This window comes from Mesorhizobium sp. B2-2-4 (genome assembly GCF_006442375.1).
Taxonomy (GTDB): domain Bacteria; phylum Pseudomonadota; class Alphaproteobacteria; order Rhizobiales; family Rhizobiaceae; genus Mesorhizobium.
This window is the reverse complement of record NZ_VFWB01000006.1, coordinates 220,940-244,115: the sequence shown is the minus strand read 5'-3', so window position 1 is coordinate 244,115 and position 23,176 is coordinate 220,940. Positions and strand designations below refer to the sequence as shown.

Annotated in this window: 21 protein-coding genes; all 21 read right to left on the bottom strand. The window is 62.9% G+C overall.

All coding sequences use genetic code 11. The annotated features are described in order from the left end of the window. Positions 1–662 precede the first annotated feature (662 nt). The 21 genes from FJ959_RS17210 to FJ959_RS17110 all read right to left on the bottom strand — a co-directional run bounded on the left by FJ959_RS17210 (position 663) and on the right by FJ959_RS17110 (position 23,176). The gene (locus FJ959_RS17210) at positions 663–1,346 is read right to left on the bottom strand and encodes an ABC transporter ATP-binding protein (RefSeq protein WP_181165304.1); all 684 of its coding nucleotides are present in this window, start codon (positions 1,344–1,346) and stop codon (positions 663–665) included. After that, positions 1,343–2,629 carry a lipoprotein-releasing ABC transporter permease subunit gene (locus FJ959_RS17205; protein WP_140559583.1) on the bottom strand — a complete coding sequence of 429 codons (1,287 nt, stop codon included), beginning with the start codon at positions 2,627–2,629 and terminating at the stop codon, positions 1,343–1,345. Before FJ959_RS17205 ends, FJ959_RS17210 begins: the two co-directional genes overlap by 4 nt. Then, positions 2,626–3,954, bottom strand: coding sequence for a proline--tRNA ligase (proS, locus tag FJ959_RS17200; protein WP_140631038.1), 1,329 nt, complete (start codon positions 3,952–3,954; stop codon positions 2,626–2,628). Before proS ends, FJ959_RS17205 begins: the two co-directional genes overlap by 4 nt. Before the next feature lie 632 nt (positions 3,955–4,586). Further along, entirely contained in the window at positions 4,587–4,871 is a 285-nt protein-coding gene (locus tag FJ959_RS17195; protein WP_140495592.1) for a DUF1467 family protein, read from the bottom strand. Then, entirely contained in the window at positions 4,868–5,272 is a 405-nt protein-coding gene (gene mce, locus FJ959_RS17190) for a methylmalonyl-CoA epimerase (protein ID WP_140631035.1), read from the bottom strand. The genes FJ959_RS17195 and mce overlap by 4 nt, the downstream gene beginning before the upstream one ends. A gap of 102 nt (positions 5,273–5,374) precedes the next feature. Continuing rightward, positions 5,375–7,045, bottom strand: coding sequence for a ribonuclease J (locus FJ959_RS17185; protein ID WP_140495590.1), 1,671 nt, complete (start codon positions 7,043–7,045; stop codon positions 5,375–5,377). Between the two features lie 94 nt (positions 7,046–7,139). After that, complete coding sequence (locus FJ959_RS17180; RefSeq protein WP_140516406.1) at positions 7,140–7,961, bottom strand: biotin--[acetyl-CoA-carboxylase] ligase; 822 nt, start codon at positions 7,959–7,961, stop codon at positions 7,140–7,142. 4 nt (positions 7,962–7,965) lie between these two features. Continuing rightward, a complete protein-coding gene (gene nuoN, locus FJ959_RS17175; protein ID WP_140553638.1) occupies positions 7,966–9,402 on the bottom strand; it encodes an NADH-quinone oxidoreductase subunit NuoN in 1,437 nt (478 codons plus the stop codon). Between the two features lie 19 nt (positions 9,403–9,421). Next, positions 9,422–10,927 (bottom strand): NADH-quinone oxidoreductase subunit M, encoded by a 1,506-nt coding sequence (locus tag FJ959_RS17170; RefSeq protein WP_140631033.1) that lies wholly within the window; start codon positions 10,925–10,927, stop codon positions 9,422–9,424. Beyond that, on the bottom strand, positions 10,927–12,900 hold the full coding sequence (gene nuoL / locus FJ959_RS17165; protein WP_140579847.1) for an NADH-quinone oxidoreductase subunit L: 1,974 nt from the start codon (positions 12,898–12,900) through the stop codon (positions 10,927–10,929). The genes FJ959_RS17170 and nuoL overlap by 1 nt, the downstream gene beginning before the upstream one ends. A gap of 10 nt (positions 12,901–12,910) precedes the next feature. After that, positions 12,911–13,219, bottom strand: a complete 309-nt coding sequence (gene nuoK, locus FJ959_RS17160) for an NADH-quinone oxidoreductase subunit NuoK (RefSeq protein WP_019858930.1) — start codon at positions 13,217–13,219, stop codon at positions 12,911–12,913. A gap of 1 nt (position 13,220) precedes the next feature. Then, positions 13,221–13,841, bottom strand: coding sequence for an NADH-quinone oxidoreductase subunit J (locus FJ959_RS17155; RefSeq protein WP_140495585.1), 621 nt, complete (start codon positions 13,839–13,841; stop codon positions 13,221–13,223). A gap of 226 nt (positions 13,842–14,067) precedes the next feature. Next, complete coding sequence (gene nuoI / locus FJ959_RS17150) at positions 14,068–14,559, bottom strand: NADH-quinone oxidoreductase subunit NuoI (protein WP_140495584.1); 492 nt, start codon at positions 14,557–14,559, stop codon at positions 14,068–14,070. Further along, complete coding sequence (nuoH, locus tag FJ959_RS17145; RefSeq protein WP_140495583.1) at positions 14,559–15,602, bottom strand: NADH-quinone oxidoreductase subunit NuoH; 1,044 nt, start codon at positions 15,600–15,602, stop codon at positions 14,559–14,561. Before nuoH ends, nuoI begins: the two co-directional genes overlap by 1 nt. A 2-nt stretch (positions 15,603–15,604) precedes the next feature. Then, complete coding sequence (gene nuoG / locus FJ959_RS17140) at positions 15,605–17,686, bottom strand: NADH-quinone oxidoreductase subunit NuoG (RefSeq protein ID WP_140631031.1); 2,082 nt, start codon at positions 17,684–17,686, stop codon at positions 15,605–15,607. After that, a complete protein-coding gene (locus FJ959_RS17135; protein ID WP_140631028.1) occupies positions 17,686–17,997 on the bottom strand; it encodes a pentapeptide repeat-containing protein in 312 nt (103 codons plus the stop codon). Before FJ959_RS17135 ends, nuoG begins: the two co-directional genes overlap by 1 nt. Positions 17,998–18,006: 9 nt before the next feature. Next, entirely contained in the window at positions 18,007–18,714 is a 708-nt protein-coding gene (locus FJ959_RS17130) for an NADH-ubiquinone dehydrogenase (RefSeq protein WP_140631026.1), read from the bottom strand. 76 nt (positions 18,715–18,790) lie between these two features. Next, a complete protein-coding gene (nuoF, locus tag FJ959_RS17125; protein WP_140631024.1) occupies positions 18,791–20,095 on the bottom strand; it encodes an NADH-quinone oxidoreductase subunit NuoF in 1,305 nt (434 codons plus the stop codon). A gap of 10 nt (positions 20,096–20,105) precedes the next feature. After that, complete coding sequence (locus FJ959_RS17120; protein ID WP_140495579.1) at positions 20,106–21,383, bottom strand: NADH-quinone oxidoreductase subunit E; 1,278 nt, start codon at positions 21,381–21,383, stop codon at positions 20,106–20,108. Further along, positions 21,384–22,574: an NADH-quinone oxidoreductase subunit D gene (locus FJ959_RS17115; RefSeq protein WP_140495578.1), complete on the bottom strand. Its 1,191-nt coding sequence runs from the start codon at positions 22,572–22,574 to the stop codon at positions 21,384–21,386. After that, positions 22,574–23,176: an NADH-quinone oxidoreductase subunit C gene (locus tag FJ959_RS17110; RefSeq protein WP_140495577.1), complete on the bottom strand. Its 603-nt coding sequence runs from the start codon at positions 23,174–23,176 to the stop codon at positions 22,574–22,576. The genes FJ959_RS17115 and FJ959_RS17110 overlap by 1 nt, the downstream gene beginning before the upstream one ends.

The window sequence follows — 23,176 nt, the reverse complement described above, 5'->3', positions numbered from 1 at the left end:
TTAACGGCAAGGCGGACTTTCGTCCGCCGGAACAGCGACGGCAGACACCGCCATCTCACATGGCTCCGATCCAGATCGCCATGGAAATGAGAAAGGTGCTCATGCAAACCAGCGAGATGACATCCTGAACCAGATCGGTCATAACTCTCTCCTGTTGTTGATATGTTCGCAATTTGTTCTAATTTTGTTTCAAAGTCAACGAGCGGAATCCGTCCGCTGCCGGAATTTTCGAGCGATCAAACCGGCAGGGTTAAGAAAAGGTTGACGGCGCGTCCTATCAACAGGTGAGGAAGATGTCGGCAACGCTATCGTCAGTTAGCGTATGGGATGAGCGCCTGCTTGCACTCAACGTCAGTCGAGACAATAGTGGGTAAGCTAAGACTGCCGAGTGATGGACGTGAGGCAACACCAAGGCGCCAATCAAGCTGATCGCTGGCGAAAGCGCATGAGGCAAGGCCGCCGGTGGCGCCTCTCGCGCAGCTTTGTAACCTGGCTGCTCATCCTGGTGATAATCGCGATCTCTTCCACCCTGATCGCACTGAAGGCTCATTGGCGGTTCTGATCCCCGGAGGGACCAGTATCCCCGACGGCAAACTAAACCCGCGGAAATCTCGCTGGACGTTGTTAAGGTTGGACCCAATCTCGCAGCGGACATCAACGTTCTACAGCGGCACTACCTTGCCCTCGGCCAGGGTGACGCGCCGGTCCATGCGCGCTGCCAGCTGGTGATTGTGGGTGGCGATCAGCGCCGCGAGGCCGGATTGCCGCACCAATGCCTCCAGCGCCTCGAACACATAGGAGGCAGTGACCGGGTCGAGATTCCCGGTGGGCTCGTCCGCCAGCAGCACCAGCGGCGCATTGGCGACCGCGCGTGCGATTGCCACGCGCTGCTGCTCGCCGCCCGACAGTTCGGACGGCCGGTGCGATGCGCGCTTGCCGATCTGCATATAGTCGAGCAGCTGCGCCGCGCGCTCGGCCGCCTCCTTGCGCGGCAGACCTTTGATGAGCTGCGGCATCATGATGTTTTCCAGCGCCGAAAACTCCGGCAGCAGATGGTGGAACTGGTAGACGAAGCCGACATCGTTGCGGCGGATCGAGGTGCGCTCGTCGTCGGATAGCCGGCCGCAGGCCCGGCCGGAGAGAATCACGTCGCCGGCATCGGGCCGCTCCAGGAGCCCTGCCGTATGCAGCAGCGTCGATTTGCCGGTGCCGGACGGCGCCACCAGTGCCACCATCTCGCCGCGCTTCAGCGAGAAGTCCGCGCCGTTCAGAATGGTGAGCTTGCGCGGTCCCTGGACATAGTGCCGCTCGACGCTCTTCAACTCGATAATGGCCTGCGCCATCATTCGTACCTCAGCGCTTCGACCGGATCGAGGCGGGCCGCGCGCCATGCCGGAAACAATGTCGCCAGGAACGACAGGGCGAGCGCCATGATGACGACATAGGTCGTCTCGCGCGGATCCATCTTCGCCGGCAACTGGCTGAGGAAATAGAGCTCCGGATTGAACAGCACCTTGCCGGTCATCCAGGAGAAGAACTCGCGGATCGATTCGATGTTGAGGCAGATGACCACGCCGAGCAGCACGCCGGCGATGGTGCCGGTGACGCCGATCGCCGCGCCCGTCATCAGGAATATGCGCAGGATGGCGCCGCGCGAGGCGCCCATGGTGCGCAGGATGGCGATGTCGTGCCCCTTATCCTTCACCAGCATGACCAACCCGGAGATGATGTTGAGCGCCGCCACCAGCACGATCAGCGTCAGGATCATGAACATGACGTTGCGCTCCACCTGCAGGGCGGAAAAGAAGGTCTCGTTGCGTTGCCGCCAGTCGACGAGGTCGATGGGTCGCTGCGCCGCTTCTTCCACCTTCGGCTTCAGCGCGTCGACATCATCGGGATTGTCGACATAGATCTCGATCGTCTGCGCCCGTCCGTCCATGTTGAAATAAAGCTGCGCTTCCGAGAACGGCATGTAGACGATGGAGGCGTCATATTCCGACATGCCGACTTCGAAGATCGCCGCGATCTTGTAGCCCTTCATGCGCGGCGTCGTGCCGAGCGGCGTCACGTCGCCGTCCGGCGAGATGAGCGTGATCGTGTCGCCGAGCGCCAGGCCGAGATTCTCCGCCATGCGCTTGCCGATGGCGACGCCCTCGCCCGTGTCGAAATCGGCGATCGAGCCCTGCTTGATGTTGCTGGCGACGATGGCGATCTTGCCCAGGTCCTCGCCCCTGATACCGCGCACCAGCGCGCCGGAGCCGCCGCCGACATTGCCTTGCGCCAGCACTTGGCCGTCGATCAGCGGAATGGCGTATTTGACGCCGGCCACGCCGTTGATGCGGCCGGCGACCTGCGCATAATCCTCAAGCGGCGAATCCAGCGGCTGCACGATCAGATGGCCGTTTACGCCGAGAATGCGGGTGAGCAGCTCGGCCCTGAACCCGTTCATGACGGCCATCACCACGATCAGCGTCGCCACCCCCAGCATGATGCCGAGGAAGGAGATCGAGGCGATGACCGAGATCACCGTCTCCTTGCGTCGCGAGCGCAGATAGCGCCACGCCACCGTGCGTTCGAAGATGGAAAACGGTCCGGCGCCTGCCGGTCTCGCTGCCGCCGCCTCGCTCATGCGGCGGCACCGAAGCGTTTTTTAGCATCGGCGATCGGCAGCGTCACGCGCTCGCCGGTCTTGCGGTTCTTGATCTCGACCTCGCCGGCGGCCACGCCGCGCGGTCCGACGATCACCTGCCAGGGCAAGCCGATCAGGTCGGCGGTGGCGAACTTGCCGCCCGGCCGCTGGTCGGTGTCGTCATAGAGCACATCCTTGCCGGCGGCGGTGAAAGCTGCGTTGAGTTCATCGCAGACGCGGTCGCAATCGGCATCGCCGGCTTTCATGTTGATCAGGCCGATGTCGAACGGCGCCACCGCTTCCGGCCAGATGATGCCGTTCTCGTCATGGCTGGCTTCGATGATCGCCGCAACCAGCCGCGACGGGCCGATGCCATAGGAACCGCCGGAAGCGAAATGATCCTTGCCGTCGGGCCCGGTCACCTTGGCGCCCATCGGCTTGGAGTATTTCTCGCCGAAATGGAAGATATGGCCGACTTCGATGCCGCGCGCCGAAACCTTGTCGCTGTCGGGAACCACAGCCCAGGCCGCTTCGTCATGCATTTCGTCGGTCGCGGCGTAGGGCGTCGTCCAGGTCTTGACGATGCCTGATATCTCGGCGTCGTTGGAGAAATCGGTGTTGGCTCCGGGCACGCCGAGCGACAGATAATCGCGATGGCAGAACACCTGGCTCTCGCCGGTGTCGGCCAGGATGATGAATTCATGGCTGAGATCGCCGCCGATCGGACCGGTGTCGGCCCGCATCGGGATCGCCTGTAGGCCCATGCGGGTGAAGGTCCGGAGATAGGACACGAACATCCTGTTGTAGGCGGCTCTCGCGCCTTCGAAGTCGAGATCGAAGGAGTAGGCATCCTTCATCAGGAATTCCCGGCTGCGCATGACGCCGAAGCGCGGCCGCACCTCGTCGCGGAACTTCCACTGGATGTGGTAGAGGTTGAGCGGCAAGTCCTTGTAGGACTTTACATAGGCGCGGAAGATCTCGGTGACCATTTCCTCGTTGGTCGGGCCGTAAAGCATGTCGCGGTCCTGGCGGTCCTTGATGCGCAACATCTCCTTGCCGTAGTCGTTATAGCGGCCGCTTTCGCGCCAAAGGTCGGCCGACTGGATGGTCGGCATCAGGATTTCCAGCGCGCCGGCGCGGTTCTGTTCCTCGCGGATGATCTGGCAGACCTTGTCCAGGACCCGTTTACCCAGCGGCAGCCAGGAAAAACTGCCCTGCCCCTGCTGGCGGATCATGCCGGCGCGCAACATCAGCCGATGCGAGACGATCTCCGCCTCGCGCGGATTCTCTTTGAGGATGGGCAGGAAATAGCGCGACAAACGCATGGACTGGTCCGTGAATGAGGAGGCCGCGCCAGAATCGGTGCGACGCAGGCTTGCTTGCCCCGGCTTCATAGCCATTTCATGGCGCAATGGGAACCCGGACGCATCGACCCGGAAATCGGAAATTCAGCGTTCGAACGGCGTGGCGCGCGGAATGAAAACGTTTTGAGCACCCCTCGCGCGCGCCGCGAATGCTGGACGATCGAAGGAGCCACGGTTGCATAAAACGCCCGGCTGGTGGTTTCCCAAGCAAAGTCTGCCGTACTATTGTGCAGTGCAGCACGAGAATGCCCGTTTCAAGGCAAAATTCTTCGTGACATTTTCATTTCCGTTGGGCTAATGTGCCCCGATAACCGAGAGAGCAGAGAAAAATCTGTTCTCCTACGCGGTCAAAGTCTTGGGAGGATGCGATCTAGGCGCGGTTACTCGCTGCCGCCGGAAACCGGAAACAGATCGGACGCGTTTAAATTGCAAGGCCTTGTGCCTTGCATTTTTTTTGTGCAATCACCTGCTTAGCGCAATGCGTTGCCAAACCACCTTACCCCGCGTCATGATTTTTGAAGCCTGAACAGATGAGCCGGCGCCGAATGGCGGCGTGACCTCGCCCGAAGCGCAAGAGCCCGGTTTGAATGCTGCTATTTTGCCGTGGCCTGGCCGAATTCCGGCACGATGTGCGGGATGTCGTTGAGGCTATATCCCAGCCCGTGCGTCAGGCCGTAGAAAATGCCCATGAGCACCGCCGTGGCGACGGTGGTGCGGATCACCGCACGCAGCATATGTGGTCCGCGCGGCGCGCTAGGCACCGTGCCCAGCGTCACGTCACGATCGTCATCCTGCGTCCTGACGCTGAACGGCAGAACGGCAAACAGCACCACCCACCAGGTCGCGAAAAACAGTGCGGTGAACGAAACCCAGCTCATGATTGCTCCAGTTCGATCAGCGTGCCGAAGAAATCCTTCGGATGCAGGAACAGCACAGGTTTGCCATGCGCGCCGGTCTTCGGCTTGCCGTCGCCCAGAACCCGGGCGCCGGCTGCCTGGAGCCGGTCCCGCGCGGTAAGGATATCGTCGACCTCATAGCAGAGATGGTGCATGCCGCCCGACGGGTTCTTCTCGAGGAAAGCCGCGATCAGCGAGCCCTCGCCGAGCGGCTCCAGCAACTCGATCTTGGTGTTGCCGACATTGACGAACACCACGGTGACGCCATGCCCGGGCAGCGCCTGTGGTTCGCTCACTTCGGCGCCTAGCGTGTCGCGATAGCAAGCGACAGCCGCAGCCAGATCCGGCACCGCAAGCGCGACATGGTTCAGGCGTCCAAGCATAGAGCGCTCCGCTTTAGGGGAGTAGGGGAGTAGGGAAACAAGACAGAAGAAAAGCAACGGCTCATTCTCCCCTACTCCCCTACTGCCTTATTCCCCTATTCGTCACCGCGTGACGAATACAGTCACCAGCGGTTTCTTGCCCCAGGCTTCGTTGGCGGCGCCGCGTACGGCACGGCGTACCGCCTCCTGCACCAGGTCGAGGTCTTTTCGGCGCTGACGGGGGATGGAGTCCACCGCGCCGATTGCCGCATCGATCATCAGGTCCTCCAGCGTCTCGCCCCTGGCATCGGCCTCGGCGACGCCGATTGCGACCAGATCGGGATCGCCGGCCAGTTCATACTTCTCGTCCAGCACCACATTGACCGCGACATGGCCGGCAAACGACAGTTTGCGACGATCGCGAATGCCCATCGCCTGGTCGGTGCCGATCAGCCTGCCGTCCTTGTAGATGCGGCCGAACGGCACCTGGTCGATGATCGTGGCAGGGCCGGGAGCGAGCCGCAGCATGTCGCCGTCGCGCACCTGCGCCACCTGGCCGATGCCCGACGTCGACATCAGCGAGCCCTGCGCCACCAGATGCGCGGCTTCGCCATGCACTGGAACGCCGATCTGCGGCCGTACCCATTCATACATCTTGCGCAATTCGCTGCGCCGCGGGTGGCCGGAGACATGCACCAGCGCATCGCCGTCCTCGATGATCTTGATGCCGAGATCGACGAGGCGGTTCTTGATTTCGAGGATCGCCTTCTCGTTGCCGGGAATGGTGCGCGAGGAAAACACCACCGTGTCGCCGGCCGTCAGCGACACCGACTTCATCTCGTCGCGCGACAGCTTGGCCAACGCCGCCAGCGGCTCGCCCTGGCTGCCGGTGCAGATGACGACCAGGTTTTCGCGCGGAATGAAGCCGAAATCCTCCTCGGCTATGAACTCCGGCAGACCGTCCATGTAGCCGAGTTCGCCGGCGACATCGATGACGCGCTTCAGCGAACGGCCGAGCACCAGGCACTGACGGCCGGCATCGCGCGCCGCCTTGGCGATGGAAACGATACGGCCGACATTGGACGAGAAGGTGGTAACGGCGACGCGGCCCTTGGCGGCCTGGATAACCCCTTTCAGCCCCTCGCCGACCGCGACTTCCGATGGCGATTCGCCTTCGCGCATAGCATTGGTCGAATCGCAGACCAGCGCCAGAACGCCCTTGTCGCCATAGGCGCGGAACCGTGCTTCGTCGGTCTTGGGTCCGATCGTCGGCGCCGGGTCGATCTTCCAGTCGCCGGTGTGGATGACGGTGCCTGCCGGCGAGGTGATGGCCAGCGACATCGGTTCGGGAATCGAATGCGCGACCGGGATCGCCTCGATTTCGAACGGACCGACGGTGAATTTTTCGCCCGCGCGGTAGATGGTCAGCGGGATCTTCGGCGCGCCCTGCTCGCCCTGGCGCTTGGCTTCCAGCAGCCCGGCGCTGAACGGCGTCATCCACACCGGCGCCTTGAGCCTCGGCCAGATATCCAGCAGCGCGCCATAGTGGTCCTCATGCGCGTGGGTGATCACGATACCGCGCAAATTGGCGATGTTCTCTTCGATGAAGCGCGTGTCGGGCAGGATCAGGTCGACGCCCGGATGCGCCGCGTCGGGAAAGGTGACGCCGACGTCGATGACGATCCATTCGCGCGCGCTCGGCGGACCATAGCCGTAGAGAGCGAAGTTCATACCGATCTCGCCGACGCCGCCCAGCGGCACGAAGACGAGTTCGGCGTTTTCCGCTTTCGCCATGATTTTTTCCTTCCTGGCCCTCAGGCCAAGCCATTGAAGCAATTCCGGGAAAAGTCTGTAACGGTTTTCCGTCTGGAATTGCGCAAAAACAAAACTATACCCGGGCGGATGCGACCGCGCCGAAATGCACATCGCCGGCGGCGATCGTCAAAACCGAGCCCTCATCGTCGCGGATCACGAAACGGCAGTCCTCGTCAATGGTCTCGAACACCCCGCGCACCACATTACCGTCAATTCTGACAGCAACCTCGCCGCCAAGCCCTGCCGCGCGTGCCAGCCAGCGCCGCCTGACGGCGGCAAGTCCGCGCCCGTCGTCCCACAGGCGGGCATTCTCGCTCCAGGCATCCGACAGAGCCAGGAACAGCGTTTCGGCATCGCATGCCGCACCCAATGCGTGAAGCGACGTCGCGGGATACGGCAAATCCTCAGGGTATGCCACAACATTGACGCCGATGCCGACCGCCACCGCGAAACGGCCGCCGTCCAGCATGGCCGATTCCAGCAGAATGCCGGCAAGCTTGGCGCCGGAGGCGAGCACGTCGTTCGGCCATTTCAGCTCGAAACGGTTCTTGCCTTCATTGCCGCCGTCGAGGCCGATGGCGATCCGGCCCGCCGGCACCACGGCATCGAGCGCATCGGCCAGCGCCAGGCCGGCGACGAAACCGAGCGTCGCGGCGAGTCGAAGCTCGCCCCCGGTGAGGACGAGCAGCGTCGCCGCCAGATTTCCCTCGGGTGTCGCCCAGACGCGGCCGCGCCGCCCGCGCCCGCTTTCCTGTTTCTTGGAAACGACCCACAATCTGCCGGGGTCGCCGGCCCGGGCGTGATCCAGCGCCAGCGCATTGGTGGAGCCGACGCTGTCATGCGCCTCCAGCCGGAATCCTTCCGACGCCGAGGTTGGAGCCAGCCGAAATGCCATCCCGTCAGAAGAATGTCTTGGCGGCGGCTTCGGCATAGGTGCCGATCGGACCGCCGATCAGCACATAGAACAGCACGAAAGCGCCGGAGACACCGAGTACGAGGCGCAATTCACTGGCCATCGGCACGAAGCCGCCGACCGGTTCGTCGAACCACATGATCTTGATGATGCGCAGGTAATAATAGGCGCCCACCACCGAGGCCAGCACGCCGATGATCGCCAGCGCGTAGAGGTTGGCATTGATGGCGGCGAGGAAGACGTACCACTTCCCCCAGAAACCGGCGAGCGGCGGGATGCCGGCCAGCGAGAACATCAGGATGGTCAGGATCGTCGCCATGATCGGGTTGGTCGAGGACAGGCCTGCCAGGTCGCTGATCTGCTCGACATTGCCTTCCTTGCGCCGCATGGCGAGGATGAAGGCGAAGGTGCCGAGCGTCATCACCAGATAGATCAGCATGTAGATGGCGACGCCGCGCACGCCGGCCTGGCTGTTGGCGGCAAGGCCAACCAGCGCGTAGCCCATATGGCCGATCGAGGAATAGGCCATCAGGCGCTTGATATTAGTCTGGCCGATCGCCGCGAAAGAGCCGAGCGCCATCGACGCGATCGAGATGAAGACGATGATCTGCTGCCAGTCGGAAGCGATCGGCTTGAACGCGCCCATGGTGACGCGCACGATCAGCGCCATAGCCGCCATCTTGGGTGCCGCCGCCAGGAAAGCCGTCACCGGTGTCGGCGCGCCCTCATAGACGTCGGGCGTCCACATGTGGAACGGCACTGCCGAGATCTTGAAGGCGAGGCCGGCCAGCACGAAGACCAGGCCGAAGACGAGGCCAAGCTGGCGCTCACCGCCGCCCAGCGCCGTCGCGATCTCCTGGAACCCGGTGTTGCCGGTATAGCCATAGACCAGGCTGATGCCATAGAGCAGCATGCCCGATGATAGCGCGCCGAGGACGAAGTACTTCAGGCCCGCCTCGGTCGAGCGCAGGTTCTCGCGGTTGATCGCGCACAAGACATAGATCGCCAGCGACTGAAGCTCGAGGCCGAGATAGAGCCCGATCATGCCGTTGGCCGAGATCATCAGCATCATGCCGAGCGTGCACAGAAGGATCAGCACCGGATATTCGAACTTGTCGAACCGCTCCGCCTTGGCGAAGCGCATCGACATGATCAGCGTCACCGCCGAGCCCACCAGCGCCAGCAGCTTCATGAAGCGGGCAAAAGAATCCTGGATGAAGGCATTGCCGTAGGCGCTGCCCTGCCCGGTAGAGAAGATCAGCCAGGCGCCCGATATCACCAGCACGGCGACGGCAAGGCCGGTTACGGTGTTGGCGGTGTTGGCGCGCGAATAGGCCCCGACCATCAGCAGCGCGAGCGCGCCGATGGCAAGGATCAGCTCGGGCGTCGAGAGCGACAGGCTGGAGAGAAGGTCCGGCGTCATGGTTCGCAAAACCCCTGGGTCAGTTCGCCGCCGCGGTCTGCGCGGCGCCGATGGATGCGGTGACATTGGTGACGAGCGACTTGACCGACTGGGCCGTCGCGTCGAAGACGGGAGCGGGATAGACGCCGAAGAAGATGACCAGCACAACCAGCGGATAGACGATCGCCTTCTCGCGTGTCGACAGGTCGAGCAGGCCCTTGAGGCTGTCCTTGGTCAGCGCGCCGAAGATCACCCGGCGGTAGAGCCAAAGCGCGTAGGCGGCCGACAGGATGACGCCGGTGGCAGCGAAGAACGCCACCCAGGTATTGACCCGGAACACGCCGAGCATGGTCAGGAACTCGCCGACGAAGCCTGACGTGCCCGGCAGGCCGACATTGGCCATGGTGAAGATCAGGAACACGGTGGCGTATTTCGGCATGTTGTTGACCAGGCCGCCATAGGCGGCGATCTCACGCGTGTGCATGCGGTCATAGATGACGCCGACGCACAGGAACAGCGCGCCCGAGACCAGGCCGTGGCTGAGCATCTGGAAGATCGCGCCCTGCACGCCTTCCTGGTTCATGGCGAAGATGCCCATGGTCACGAAGCCCATATGGGCGACCGACGAATAGGCGATCAGCTTCTTCATATCCTCCTGCATCAGCGCCACCAGCGAGGTGTAGATGATGGCGACGACCGAGAGTGCGAAGACCAGCGGCGCGAACATCTCGGACGCCAGGGGGAACATCGGCAAGGAGAACCGCAGGAAGCCGTATCCGCCCATCTTCAGCAGAATGGCAGCCAGGATCACCGAACCCGCCGTCGGCGCCTCGACATGCGCATCGGGCAGCCAGGTGTGCACCGGCCACATCGGCATCTTCACCGCGAAGGAGGCGAAGAAGGCGAGCCACAGCCATGTCTGCATGTTGGCCGGGAAATTGTGCGTCAACAGCGTCGGGATATCGGTCGTGCCGGACTGGTAGAACATCGCCATGATGGCGAGCAGCATCAGCACCGAGCCGGCGAGCGTGTAGAGGAAGAACTTGAACGAGGCATAGACGCGCCGCTTGCCGCCCCAGACGCCGATGATGATGAACATCGGGATCAGGCCGGCTTCGAAGAAGACGTAGAACAGCACGATGTCGAGCGCGCAGAACACGCCGATCATCAGCGTCTCGAGCAGCAGGAAGGCGATCATGTAGGCCTTGACGCGCTTTTCGATCGCTTCCCACGACGCCAAGATGCAGAGCGGCATCAGGAATGTCGTCAGGATGACGAACAGCATCGAAATGCCGTCCACGCCCATATGGTAGGAGATGCCGGAATCGAGCCAGGCGACCTTCTCGACGAACTGGAAGCCGGCTTGCGAATTGTCGAAGCCGGTCCAGATGAACAGCGAGATGATGAAGGTGAACGTCGTCGTCAGCAGCGCGATGGCGCGGATGTTGCGGCGTGCGTTTTCGCTGTCGTCGTTGATGAACAGGATGAGCAGCACACCAACCAGCGGCAGGAAGGTGACCAGCGAGAGAATTGGCCAGGCGGTCATCAGAGCATCATCCAGGTGACGAATGCGGCAACGCCGATCAGCATGGCGAAGGCATAGTGATAGAGATAGCCGGTCTGCAACTTGACGACGCGGTTGGTGACATCGACGACGCGTGCCGAAATGCCGTCAGGCCCGAGACCGTCGATGACGGTGCCGTCGCCGGTCTTCCACAGGAAGGAACCGAGGCGTTTGGCCGGCCGCACGAACAGGAAGTCATAGAGCTCGTCGAAATACCATTTGTTGAGCAGGAAGGCATAGAGCCCGCGATGCTGGGCCGCCAGGTTGACCGGCACTTCCGGCGAGCGGATGTAGAACTTCCACGCCAGCGCCAGGCCGATCAGCATGGCGATGAACGGCGACAACTCGACCCATAGCGGCAGTTCGTGGATGTCGTGCAGGATGTGATTGTCCGGCAGCGTGAACAGCGACGCCTTCCAGAATTCGGCATAGCCTTCGCCGATGAAGGCACCGTGGAAGATGATGCCGGCAAACAGCGCGCCCGCCGCCAGCACGAACAGCGGCACCAGCATCACCGGCGGCGATTCATGGACATGGTGCATCACCTCATGGCTCGCCCGCGGCCTGCCGTGGAAGGTCATGAAGATCAGCCGCCAGGAATAGAAGGAGGTGAAGCCGGCGGCGATCACCAGCAGCACGAAGGCGAGGCCCGCCACGGAATTATGCCCGGCAAAGGCCGTCTCGATGATGGCATCCTTGGAGAAGAACCCGGCGGTGCCGATGACGGTGACCGGAATGCCGACGCCGGTCAGCGCCAGCGTGCCGATTACCATCATCCAGTAGGTCGTCGGGATCAGCGTCCTCAGGCCGCCCATCTTGCGCATGTCCTGCTCGTCGGAAACAGCATGGATGACCGAGCCCGAGCCGAGGAACAGCAGCGCCTTGAAGAAGGCATGCGTGAACAGGTGGAAGATCGCCGCGCCATAGGCGCCGACGCCGAGCGCCACGAACATGTAGCCAAGTTGCGAGCAGGTCGAATAGGCGATGACGCGCTTGATGTCGTTCTGGACCAGGCCGACGGTCGCCGCGAAGAAGGCGGTGAAGGCGCCGATGAAGGTCACCACCGTCAGCGCCGAATGCGACAGCTCGAACAGCGGCGACAGCCGCGCCAGCATGAACACGCCGGCCGTCACCATTGTGGCGGCATGGATGAGCGCCGAGACCGGCGTCGGACCTTCCATGGCGTCCGGCAGCCAGGTGTGCAGCGGCACCTGCGCCGACTTGCCCATGGCACCCATGAACAGCAGCAGGCAGACGATCGTCATCGCTGCCTGCTTGTCCAGCGCATAACCGAGGAAGGTCAGCACCGCAGCACCTTGCGGGGCGCCTTCAGCCGGGATGAACGTCGCCGCATTGGCGAAGATGGTGCCGAGATTGACCGAGCCGAACAGCACGAACACGCCGAAGATGCCGAGCGCAAAGCCGAAATCGCCGACGCGGTTGACGACGAAGGCCTTGATGGCCGCGGCGTTGGCCGAGGGCTTCTTGTACCAGAAGCCGATCAGCAGGTAGGACGCCAGGCCCACCCCTTCCCAACCGAAGAACATCTGCACGAGGTTGTCGGCCGTCACCAGCATCAGCATGGCGAAGGTGAACAGCGACAGATAGGCAAAGAAACGCGGCCGGTTCGGATCGTGGTGCATGTAGCCGATCGAGTAGATATGGACCAGCGCCGACACGGTGTTGACCACCACCAGCATGACCACCGTCAGAGTGTCGATCCTGAGCGCCCAGGACGCCTCCAGTCCGCCGGACTGGATCCAGCGCAGCACCGGCACGGTGAACACCTCGCCATGGCCGAAGCCGACGGTGAAGAAAGCAACCCACGACAGCACCGCCGCGATCACCAGGAAGCCGGAGGTGATGTATTCGGACGCCTTGGCGCCGAGCGACGTGCCGAACAGGCCGACGATCAGGAAGCCGAGCAGCGGAAGGAAGACGATGGCCTGGTACATGGTGGTTCCGTCAACCCTTCATCATGTTCACGTCTTCGACCGCGATCGAGCCGCGGTTGCGGAAGAAGACGACGAGAATGGCAAGTCCGATGGCGGCCTCCGCCGCCGCGACCGTCAGCACGAACAGCGCGAACACCTGGCCGACGAGGTCGCCGAGAGCCGCCGAAAAGGCGACGAAATTGATGTTGACCGCAAGCAGGATCAACTCGACCGACATCAGGATGACGATCACGTTCTTACGGTTCAGGAAGATGCCGAACACGCCGAGTGTGAAAAGGATCGCCGATACGGTCAGATAATGTGCGATGCCGACGACCATCTCAGACTCCTTCGCCCGACTTGACCTTGCGGATTTCCATGCCCGTCGCCGCCGTGCGGGCGACCTGGGCTGCGATCGACTGCCGCTTGACCCCTTCCTTGTGGCGCAGCGTCAAAACGATGGCACCGATCATGGCCACCAGCAGCACGAGGCCCGAGATCTGGAAGTAGTAGAGGTAGTCCGTATAGAGGATGTCGCCGAGCGCTGCCGTATTCGAGCGCGCCGCGAGATCGGGAATCGGCTTCGATACCGTCGAGGCGAGCTGCGGCGCGAAGGTATAGCCGCCGAGCACCACGATCAGTTCCGCCGCCAGGATCAGTCCGACCAGCGCGCCGATCGGCGCATATTGCAGAGCGCCCTCCTTCATCTCGGCGAAGTCGACGTCGAGCATCATGACGACGAACAGGAACAGCACCATGACAGCGCCGACATAGACGACGAGCAGGATCATCGCCAGGAACTCGGCGCCTGTCAGCATGAACAGGCCGGCGGCGTTGAAGAAGGTCAGGATCAGGAACAGCACCGAATGCACGGGGTTGCGCGACGAAATGACCATGAACGCCGACGCCACGGCGACAAAGGCGAAGAGGTAGAAAAAGGCCGCCTCTAGTCCACTCAGCATTGGGGTTCCCCCGGGTTCCTGTCCAAACAGGACGTTCGTCCTGTTTGTTGTCTGTGGCTTCGTTCCGCCTCCGGTGCGAAGCCGCGTTGTCCTAGCCCATGTTCCAACCGGGTTGAAAGACCCGGCGCAAAGAAACATGGGCAACTCTGAAGTCCTGAGGGATGACCTTGCCTGAAATGCTTCGGGTCATCCCCGGACAAGGGCCCTCGCCCCTGTCCATGCGATATCAGCGGTACGGTGCGTCCAGCGAGATGTTGCGCGCCAGTTCGCGCTCCCACCGGTCGCCATTCGCCAGCAGCCTATCCTTGTCGTAGTAGAGTTCCTCGCGCGTCTCGGTCGCGAATTCGAAATTCGGCCCCTCGACGATGGCGTCGACCGGGCAGGCTTCCTGGCAGAAGCCGCAATAGATGCACTTCACCATATCGATGTCGTAGCGCACGGTACGGCGCGTGCCGTCGTTGCGGCGCGGGCCGGCCTCGATGGTGATGGCCTGCGCCGGACAGATCGCCTCGCACAATTTGCAGGCGATGCAGCGTTCCTCGCCATTGGGATAACGGCGCAAGGCATGCTCGCCCCGGAAGCGTGGGCTCACCGGCCCTTTCTCGTGCGGATAATTGATCGTCTCCTTCGGCGCGAAGAACTGGCGCATCGACAAGAAGAAGGCGCTGACGAAATCCTTCAGCAGCAGCGATTTGGCGGCCTGGGACAGAGCGGACATCACGCAAACCCCGTGATCTTGAGGAAGGCGGCGGTCAGCACCACCATGAACAGCGAGATCGGCAGGAACACCTTCCAGCCAAGCCGCATCAGCTGGTCGTAGCGGTAACGCGGCACGAACGCTTTCACCATGGAGAACATGAAGAACATCAGGCAGATCTTGAGCACGAACCAGATCACCCCCGGCACCCAGGTGAAGGGCGCGAAGTCGAACGGCGGCAGCCAGCCGCCGAGGAACAGGATGGTGGCCAGCGCGCACATCAGCACGACGGCGACATATTCGCCGAGGAAGAACAGAAGGAACGGCGTCGACGAATATTCGACCATGTGGCCGGCGACCAGTTCCGATTCGGCTTCGACGAGGTCGAAAGGCGGGCGATTCGTCTCGGCTAGCGCCGAGATGAAGAAGATGACGAACATCGGCAACAGCGACAGCCAGTGCCAGTCGAGGAAGGTATTGGGCAGGCCGAGCCTGGTGCCGAGCCCATCCTGCTGCGACAGCACGATGTCGGACAGGTTGAGCGAGCCGACGCAAAGCAGCACGGTGACGATGACGAAGCCGATCGAGACCTCGTAGGACACCATTTGTGCGGCCGAACGCAGCGCCCCGAGGAACGGATATTTCGAATTGGACGCCCAGCCGCCCATGATCACGCCATAAACCTCGAGCGAGGAGATGGCGAAGACATAGAGGATACCGACATTGACGTTGGCGACGGCCCAGCCCTGGCTGACCGGAATGACCGCCCAGGCCGAGATCGCCAGAACCGCCGATACCAATGGCGCCAAAAGGAACACGCCCTTGTTGGCGCCGGACGGGATCACCGGCTCCTTGAAGACGAACTTCAACAGGTCGGCGAAAGCCTGCAGCGTGCCCCAGGGGCCGACGACGTTCGGGCCGCGGCGCAGTTGCACCGCCGCCCAGATCTTGCGGTCTGCATAGAGCAGGTAGGCGACGGCGATGAGAAGCACGACGATCAGTACGACCGACTTCAACACGATGATCAGCGCCGGCAGCACGTAAAAGGAGAAGAAGGTGTCCATGCTTATTCCGCCGCCTGCTTGAAGCCGCTCTTGGCAAGCGCCGAGCATTCCGCCATCACGGCAGAGGCCCGCGCGATCGGGTTGGTCAGGTAGAAGTCCTGGACCGGCGACGTGAACGTGCCCTTGTTCAGCCGTCCGCCAAGCTTCGCCACATTGGCGATATCCTCAGCATTGCCCGCAGCAACCTGGTCGATGCGGGCAAGATGCGGGTATTCGCCGTAGAGTTTAGCGCGCAGCTGCGGCAGCGAATCAAACGGCAACTTCTTGCCCAGTACATCCGACAATGCCCTGACGATGGCCCAATCCTCGCGCGCGTCGCCCGGCGCGAAGCCGGCGCGGTTGGTCTGCTGCACGCGCCCTTCCGTGTTGACATAGGTGCCCGACTTCTCGGTGTAGGCAGCGCCCGGCAGGATGACGTTGGCGCGGTGCGCGCCGGCATCGCCATGGGTGCCCACATAGACCACGAAAGCGCCGCCGGTCTTTGCCATGTCGATCTCGTCGGCGCCCAGCAAGAACAGCACGTCCGTCTCGCCCAGCATGCCGGCGACGTTCCTGCCGCCCTCGCTCGGCACGAAGCCAAGGTCGAGGCCGCCGACGCGTCCAGCCGCATTGTGCAGCACGGCAAAGCCGTTCCAGTCCGCGCGCGCGGCGTTCACGGCCATGGCGAGCTTCGCTGCCTGGCCGAGCACCGCCGCGCCATCAGGGCGTGCCAGCGCGCCCTGGCCGACGATGATGAGCGGATGCGTGGCCTTCTTCAGCACCTGGAAGAACTTGCCATCGCCGTCGGCCAGATCCTTGAGCGATTCCGGTCCTGCGCCCAGAAGTTCGTAGTCATAGCGTGTATCCCCGACATCGCCGATGACGCCGACCGGCAGATTGCCGACCCGCCAGCGCTTGCGGATGCGGGCGTTGAGCACCGAGGCTTCGAAGCGCGGGTTGGCGCCGATGATCAGCACCGCGTCCGCCTGTTCGATGCCTTCGATGGTGGGGTTGAAAATGTAGCTTGCCCGGCCAAGCGACGGGTCGAGCGCGGCGCCGTCCTGGCGGCAATCCATGTTCTTCGAACCGAGTGCGACCATCAGGAGCTTCAGCGCGTAGATTTCCTCGACCGCGGCAAGATCGCCCGCTATGGCGCCGATCTTCTCGGGCGTAGTCTTCGACACGGCGTCCTTGATCGCCGTGAAGGCCTCGGCCCAGCTCGCCGGGACCAGCTTACCGTCCTTGCGTACATAGGGCCGGTCGAGACGCTGCGTGCGCAGGCCGTCCCAGATGAAGCGGGTCTTGTCGGAGATCCACTCCTCGTTCACCGCCTCGTTGACGCGCGGCAGGATGCGCATCACCTCGCGGCCGCGGCTGTCGACGCGGATCGCCGAGCCGACGGCATCCATGACGTCGATGGATTCGGTCTTGGTCAGTTCCCACGGCCGTGCCTGGAAGGCGAAAGGCTTGGAGGTCAGCGCGCCGACGGGGCACAGGTCGATGACATTGCCCTGCAGCTCCGAGGTCATCGCCTGCTCGAGATAGGTGGTGATCTCGGCATCCTCGCCGCGGCCGATCAGGCCGAGTTCGGAAATGCCGGCAACCTCGGTGGTGAAGCGAACGCAGCGCGTGCAGTGGATGCAGCGGTTCATCACCGTCTTGACCAGCGGGCCGATATACTTGTCTTCGACCGCGCGCTTGTTCTCGTGATAGCGCGAGGAATCAACGCCGAAGGCCATCGCCTGGTCCTGCAGGTCGCATTCGCCGCCCTGGTCGCAGATCGGGCAATCCAGCGGATGGTTGATCAGCAGGAATTCCATCACGCCTTCCCTGGCCTTCTTGACCATCGGCGTGTTGGTGAAGATTTCCGGGGCCTCGCCGTTCGGACCAGGACGCAGGTCGCGCACGCCCATGGCGCAGGACGCCTGTGGCTTGGGCGGCCCGCCCTTCACCTCGATCAGGCACATGCGGCAATTGCCGGCGATCGACAACCGCTCGTGGAAGCAGAAGCGCGGCACTTCCGCGCCCGCGTCCTCTGCCGCCTGCAGCAGCGTATAATGGTCGGGTACAGTGATTTCTTTCCCGTCGACCTTGAGCTTTGCCATCAATTGCCCCCGGCGGTCTTCGCCGTCTCATATGCGTGGAACAGGTCGCCGAGGCTGATGCCGTTGATCATCATGCCGGCGACCTGCGCGTTTTCTATCTTCACATTGCTCATATTCACATTGGTGAAATGCGCATTCGAAAGGTTTGCGTCTTCCACCTTGGCGTTGCTCAGGTTGGCGCGCAGGATCATCGCCACCGACAGGTTCACATTGTGGAACCGCATGTTGGACATGGTCACGTCATCGAAATTCGAATTCGTAATGATGGCGCTGCGCATATCAAGGACATCGCGCTGGTCGTGAACCTGCATCGCGGCCCCCTATTTCCTGGCCTTGCCGGCAGGCGCGAGCGCGGCCGCCTGGGCAATCCAGTCGTCGCGCACGATACGGCAGTTGAACGACAGGTAGTCGTCGACCCAGGCGATCTCTTCGGGCGACCAGTCGGCGATCTGGCGGAACGTCCAGATGCCGAGCCCGTTGAGCACCGTCTCCAGCTTCGGGCCGATGCCCGATATCTTCTTGAGATCCGAAGGCTTCGCCGGCCTGTCCACAGCCTTGGGCTGCCTGAAATCCTCGGGCAGCAGCACATCCGGAAGCTCGTCCGCTGAACGCCCCGCCTGTGCTGCCGGCGCCGTGGTGGCGGCCTCCCTGGCGGCAATGTCGGTGACTTCCTGCGCGAAGGACTGCGCCTCGGCGATCAGGGTCTTGGCCGTCGCCCGCGCTCTGGTGGACGAAAGGCTCGCATCCTCGAATTGCTCGACGCGCGCCTCGAAATCCTCGATGAGCGGCCGCATGAGGCGTTGCGACGCCTCGGCTGCGCCCGACAGCGCACCCAACCAGACGCCGAAAGCGTGGTTGGCGAGCCCAAGCCCCAGGGCCGACATCGCCGCCGCGCCCGCGACAGGGTGCGCCAGAAGGTTGACGGCACCGGCCATCTCCTTCGGCATCATCCTGGTCAGGTCCTGGTTCATCTTCTCGATCTGGTCCAAATTGGGCATCAACGGGTGGGGTGTCGAATACGGCGCCATAGAATTCTCCTGGTCGTTTCTTCGTTCGCCCCGCCCCGTTCTTCTCGCTCCGGGCTTTCGCCCATTCAATGCTTCTCTATTCCGCCGCCGCCAACACCGGCTCGGCCCGGTGCGCGTTGCGCGAAAACTCGTCGATGCGCCGCTCCACCTCGCCGCGGAAGTGCCGCATCAGGCCCTGGATAGGCCAAGCGGCCGCGTCGCCCAGCGCGCAGATCGTGTGGCCTTCGACCTGCTTGGTCACGTCGAGCAGCATGTCGATCTCGCGCTTCTGCGCCTCGCCGCGCACCAGCCGCTCCATCACCCGCCACATCCAGCCGGTGCCTTCACGGCACGGGGTGCATTGGCCACAGCTCTCATGCTTGTAGAAGTAGGACAGCCGCGCGATGGCTTTGACGACATCGGTCGACTTGTCCATGACGATGACGGCCGCCGTGCCGAGGCCGGATTTGAGGTCGCGCAGCGCGTCGAAATCCATCGGCGTATCGATGATCTGCTCGGCCGGCACCAGCGGCACCGAGGCGCCGCCAGGAATGACCGCCAGAAGATTGTCCCAGCCGCCACGGATGCCGCCGCAATGCGTCTCGATCAGCTCGCGGAACGGGATCGACATCGCCTCTTCGACGGTGCACGGATTGTTGACGTGGCCGGAGACGCAGAACAGCTTGGTGCCGACATTGTTGGGCCGGCCGAAGGATGAGAACCAGGCCGCGCCCCGACGCAGGATCGTCGGCGCCACAGCGATCGATTCGACGTTGTTGACGGTGGTCGGGCAGCCATAAAGGCCGACATTGGCCGGAAATGGTGGCTTCAGCCTGGGCTGGCCCTTCTTTCCCTCGAGGCTTTCGAGCAGCGCCGTCTCCTCGCCGCAGATATAAGCCCCGGCGCCATGGTGCATATAGACGTCGAAATCGTAGCCTGAAGTGTTGCCCTTGCCGATCAGCTTGGCCTCATAGGCCTCGTCGATGGCACGCTGCAGCGCCTCGCGCTCGCGGATGAACTCGCCGCGCACATAGATGTAGGCCGCGACCGCGCCCATGGCGAAGCCGGCGAGCAAGGCGCCTTCGACCAGCGTGTGCGGATCGTTGCGCAGAATGTCGCGGTCCTTGCAGGTACCGGGCTCGGATTCGTCGGCATTGATGACGAGATAACTCGGCCGGCCATCGCTCTGCTTGGGCATGAACGACCATTTCAGGCCGGTCGGGAAACCGGCGCCGCCGCGGCCGCGCAGGCCCGACGCCTTCATCTCGTTGACAATCCACTCGCGCCCCTTGGCGACGATGCCGGGCGTGTTGTCCCAGGCGCCGCGCGCCATTGCGCCGGCCAGCGACTTGTCGAAGAGGCCGTAGATGTTGGTGAAGATGCGGTCTTTGTCCTGAAGCATTGTTCGTCCCTCAGACCGGCTTCTTGCCGAAGACGCGGATATATTCGGCGACGCCGCCCTTGGCGAGCGCCTTGGCCTGCTTGACCCAGTCGTCTCGCTCGATGCGGCCGCGGAAGGAGAGATAGCTGTCCACCCACTCCCGTTCGGCCTTCTTCCAAGACGCAACCTGGGCGAAGGTGAAGATGCCGAGCGAATGCAGGATGCTCTCGGTCCTCGGGCCGACGCCGGAGATCAGCTTGAGATCGTCGACCAGCGCCGGCCTGGCGATGCCGGCCGGCCGGTTCTTGTCTTCCAACGAAGGCTTGGCCGCTTTGGCGGGAAGCTTGGTTTCCGGCGACTTGAACGCGGAAGCCGGCTCAGCCTTGTTCAGGGGGCCGCTGCGCGGCTTCAAAACTTTCTCGACCTCGGGCGCCGCCTTGTTGGCGTTTGTCGCCGAGTGGCGGGGAGCCGCGACGCTCGCCGCTTTTTCCGTTGCCGACGCGACCTTGGCCGGCGACGGCGTTTTCAGCGCCGGGCTGGTTTCAGCCGCATCGGTTTTCGGCTTGCTGGCATTGGACGGCGCGACAGGGGTGGCGGCCGGCGTTGGCACCGGCGCCGCGATGATCGCGTCGGGTGCCGCCTTGGCGGCCTTGGCGGCTTCCCTGGCCTCCCTGTCACGGGTCGACTTGAGGATCGCCTTCTCGCTTTTCAGCGTCGTGAGGCCGGCGGCCGGCTCCGAGCCGGTGCGGCCGTTCTGCGGCCCCGGCGTCACCGAGGCCCCCTTGCCCGCATCGTAGAGATCAATGATTTCGGCCAGCCGTTCCGGCGTCAGGTCTTCGAACGTGTCCTTGAAGATCATGACCATCGGCGCGTTGACGCAGGCGCCGAGGCATTCGACCTCTTCCCACGACAGCGTTCCCTTGTCGTTGGTGTGGAACTGGTCATGGTGGATCTTGGAGCGGCACACGTCCATCAGCGCTTCCGAGCCGCGCAGCATGCAGGGCGTGGTGCCGCAAACCTGGATGTGCGCCCGCGTGCCGACAGGATTCAGCTGGTACTGCGTGTAGAAGGTCGCGACCTCGAGCCCGCGGATGCGCGGCATGCCGAGCATGTCCGAAATCGTCTCGATCGCCGCCTTGGTGACCCAGCCTTCCTGCTCCTGCGCCAGCATCAGCAGTGGAATGATCGCAGACTGTTCCCGGCCCTTCGGGTACTTCTTGATCCATTGCTTGGCCGCGGCCGCGTTCGCCCGGTTGAAGGCGAAGGATGCTGGCTGGACGCTGGCTTCTGCGAGACGACGGACTGACATTTAGCGATCGACCTCACCAAACACGATGTCGAGGGAGCCGAGGACGGCGGTGACGTCGGCCAGCATGTGACCGCGGCACAGGAAATCCATGGCCTGGAGATGCGCGAAACCGGGCGCGCGCAGCTTGCAGCGATAAGGCTTGTTGGTGCCGTCGGAGACCAGATAGACGCCGAACTCGCCCTTGGGCGCCTCGACCGCCGCATAGACCTCGCCGGCCGGCACGCGGTAGCCCTCGGTGTAGAGCTTGAAGTGGTGGATCAGCGCTTCCATCGAGCGCTTCATCGCCTGGCGCTTTGGCGGCACGACCTTGCCGTCGAGGTTCGACACCGGCCCGGCGCTTTCCTTGCCGAGCAGGAGATCGATGCACTGGCGCATGATCTTCGCCGACTGGCGCATCTCTTCCATGCGCACGAGGTAGCGGTCGAAACAGTCGCCGTTCTTGCCGATCGGAATATCGAAATCGAGCTCCGAATAGCATTCATAGGGCTGCGATCTGCGCAGGTCCCAGGCAGCGCCCGAGCCGCGCACCATGACGCCGGAAAAGCCCCAGGCCCAGGCGTCGGCCAGCGAAACCGTGCCGATATCGACATTGCGCTGCTTGAAAATGCGATTGCCGGTCAGCAACTGATCGAGGTCGTCGATCGACTTCAGGAACGGATCGATCCACTTGCCGATGTCCTCGAGCAGCTTCTGCGGCAGGTCCTGGTGAACGCCGCCCGGACGGAAATAGGCGGCATGCATGCGCGAACCCGAGGCGCGCTCATAGAACACCATCAGCTTTTCGCGCTCGACGAAGCCCCACAGAGGCGGCGTCAGCGCGCCGACGTCCAGCGCCTGCGTCGTCACATTGAGGATGTGCGACATGATGCGGCCGATCTCGCAGTAGAGCACGCGGATCAGCTGACCGCGCTTCGGCACCTCGATGCCGAGCAGGCGCTCGGCGGCCAGTGCGAAGGCATGCTCCTGGTTCATCGGCGCGCAATAGTCGAGCCGGTCGAGATAAGGCACTGCCTGCAGGTAGGTTTTGTGCTCGATCAGCTTTTCGGTGCCGCGATGCAAGAGCCCGATATGCGGATCGACACGATCGACCACTTCGCCGTCCAACTCCAGAACCAATCTCAAAACACCATGCGCGGCAGGGTGTTGCGGTCCGAAGTTGATGTTAAAATTGCGGACGGAGGTTTCAGCCATTACTGCTTTGCCTTCTCATCCCCTGGCAGCACGTAATCGGTGCCTTCCCACGGGGACAGAAAATCGAAATTGCGGAATTCCTGCTTCAGTTCCACCGGCTCGTAGATGACGCGCTTGGCTTCGTCGTCGTAGCGCACCTCGACGAAGCCGGTCAGCGGGAAATCCTTGCGCAGCGGGTGACCGTCGAAACCGTAGTCGGTGAGGATGCGCCGCAGATCGGGGTGGCCCGAAAACAGCACGCCATAGAGATCGTAGGTCTCGCGCTCGAACCAGTCGGCGCCGGGATAGACGCCGGTGATCGACGGCACCATCGTCTCCTCGTCGGCCTGCACCTTGATGCGGATACGCACATTCTGCTTCGGCGACAACAGGTGATAGACGACGTCGAAGCGCTTGGCCCGCGACGGATAATCGGCGCCGCAGACATCGATGACCGAGATGAATTGGCAGCGCGGATCGTCGCGCAGGAAAGTCACCACTTCGATCAGATCGCGCGGTTCGACATGGATGGTGAGTTCGCCATAGGCGAACACTGCTTCATTGACGCGGCCAATCAATTTTTCGCCGAGATAGGTCGACAGTTCGCTCAGGGATGCGGCCAT

Excerpts from the sequence above, each read along its gene's own strand:
- FJ959_RS17210 (WP_181165304.1), bottom strand. The coding sequence starts at position 1,346 with ATGATGGCGCAGGCCATTATCGAGTTGAAGAGCGTCGAGCGGCACTAT.
- FJ959_RS17205 (WP_140559583.1), bottom strand. The coding sequence starts at position 2,629 with ATGAGCGAGGCGGCGGCAGCGAGACCGGCAGGCGCCGGACCGTTTTCC.
- proS (WP_140631038.1), bottom strand. The coding sequence starts at position 3,954 with ATGCGTTTGTCGCGCTATTTCCTGCCCATCCTCAAAGAGAATCCGCGC.
- FJ959_RS17195 (WP_140495592.1), bottom strand. The coding sequence starts at position 4,871 with ATGAGCTGGGTTTCGTTCACCGCACTGTTTTTCGCGACCTGGTGGGTG.
- mce (WP_140631035.1), bottom strand. The coding sequence starts at position 5,272 with ATGCTTGGACGCCTGAACCATGTCGCGCTTGCGGTGCCGGATCTGGCT.
- FJ959_RS17185 (WP_140495590.1), bottom strand. The coding sequence starts at position 7,045 with ATGGCGAAAGCGGAAAACGCCGAACTCGTCTTCGTGCCGCTGGGCGGC.
- FJ959_RS17180 (WP_140516406.1), bottom strand. The coding sequence starts at position 7,961 with ATGGCATTTCGGCTGGCTCCAACCTCGGCGTCGGAAGGATTCCGGCTG.
- nuoN (WP_140553638.1), bottom strand. The coding sequence starts at position 9,402 with ATGACGCCGGACCTTCTCTCCAGCCTGTCGCTCTCGACGCCCGAGCTG.
- FJ959_RS17170 (WP_140631033.1), bottom strand. The coding sequence starts at position 10,927 with ATGACCGCCTGGCCAATTCTCTCGCTGGTCACCTTCCTGCCGCTGGTT.
- nuoL (WP_140579847.1), bottom strand. The coding sequence starts at position 12,900 with ATGTACCAGGCCATCGTCTTCCTTCCGCTGCTCGGCTTCCTGATCGTC.
- nuoK (WP_019858930.1), bottom strand. The coding sequence starts at position 13,219 with ATGGTCGTCGGCATCGCACATTATCTGACCGTATCGGCGATCCTTTTC.
- FJ959_RS17155 (WP_140495585.1), bottom strand. The coding sequence starts at position 13,841 with ATGCTGAGTGGACTAGAGGCGGCCTTTTTCTACCTCTTCGCCTTTGTC.
- nuoI (WP_140495584.1), bottom strand. The coding sequence starts at position 14,559 with ATGTCCGCTCTGTCCCAGGCCGCCAAATCGCTGCTGCTGAAGGATTTC.
- nuoH (WP_140495583.1), bottom strand. The coding sequence starts at position 15,602 with ATGGACACCTTCTTCTCCTTTTACGTGCTGCCGGCGCTGATCATCGTG.
- nuoG (WP_140631031.1), bottom strand. The coding sequence starts at position 17,686 with ATGGCAAAGCTCAAGGTCGACGGGAAAGAAATCACTGTACCCGACCAT.
- FJ959_RS17135 (WP_140631028.1), bottom strand. The coding sequence starts at position 17,997 with ATGCAGGTTCACGACCAGCGCGATGTCCTTGATATGCGCAGCGCCATC.
- FJ959_RS17130 (WP_140631026.1), bottom strand. The coding sequence starts at position 18,714 with ATGGCGCCGTATTCGACACCCCACCCGTTGATGCCCAATTTGGACCAG.
- nuoF (WP_140631024.1), bottom strand. The coding sequence starts at position 20,095 with ATGCTTCAGGACAAAGACCGCATCTTCACCAACATCTACGGCCTCTTC.
- FJ959_RS17120 (WP_140495579.1), bottom strand. The coding sequence starts at position 21,383 with ATGTCAGTCCGTCGTCTCGCAGAAGCCAGCGTCCAGCCAGCATCCTTC.
- FJ959_RS17115 (WP_140495578.1), bottom strand. The coding sequence starts at position 22,574 with ATGGCTGAAACCTCCGTCCGCAATTTTAACATCAACTTCGGACCGCAA.
- FJ959_RS17110 (WP_140495577.1), bottom strand. The coding sequence starts at position 23,176 with ATGGCCGCATCCCTGAGCGAACTGTCGACCTATCTCGGCGAAAAATTG.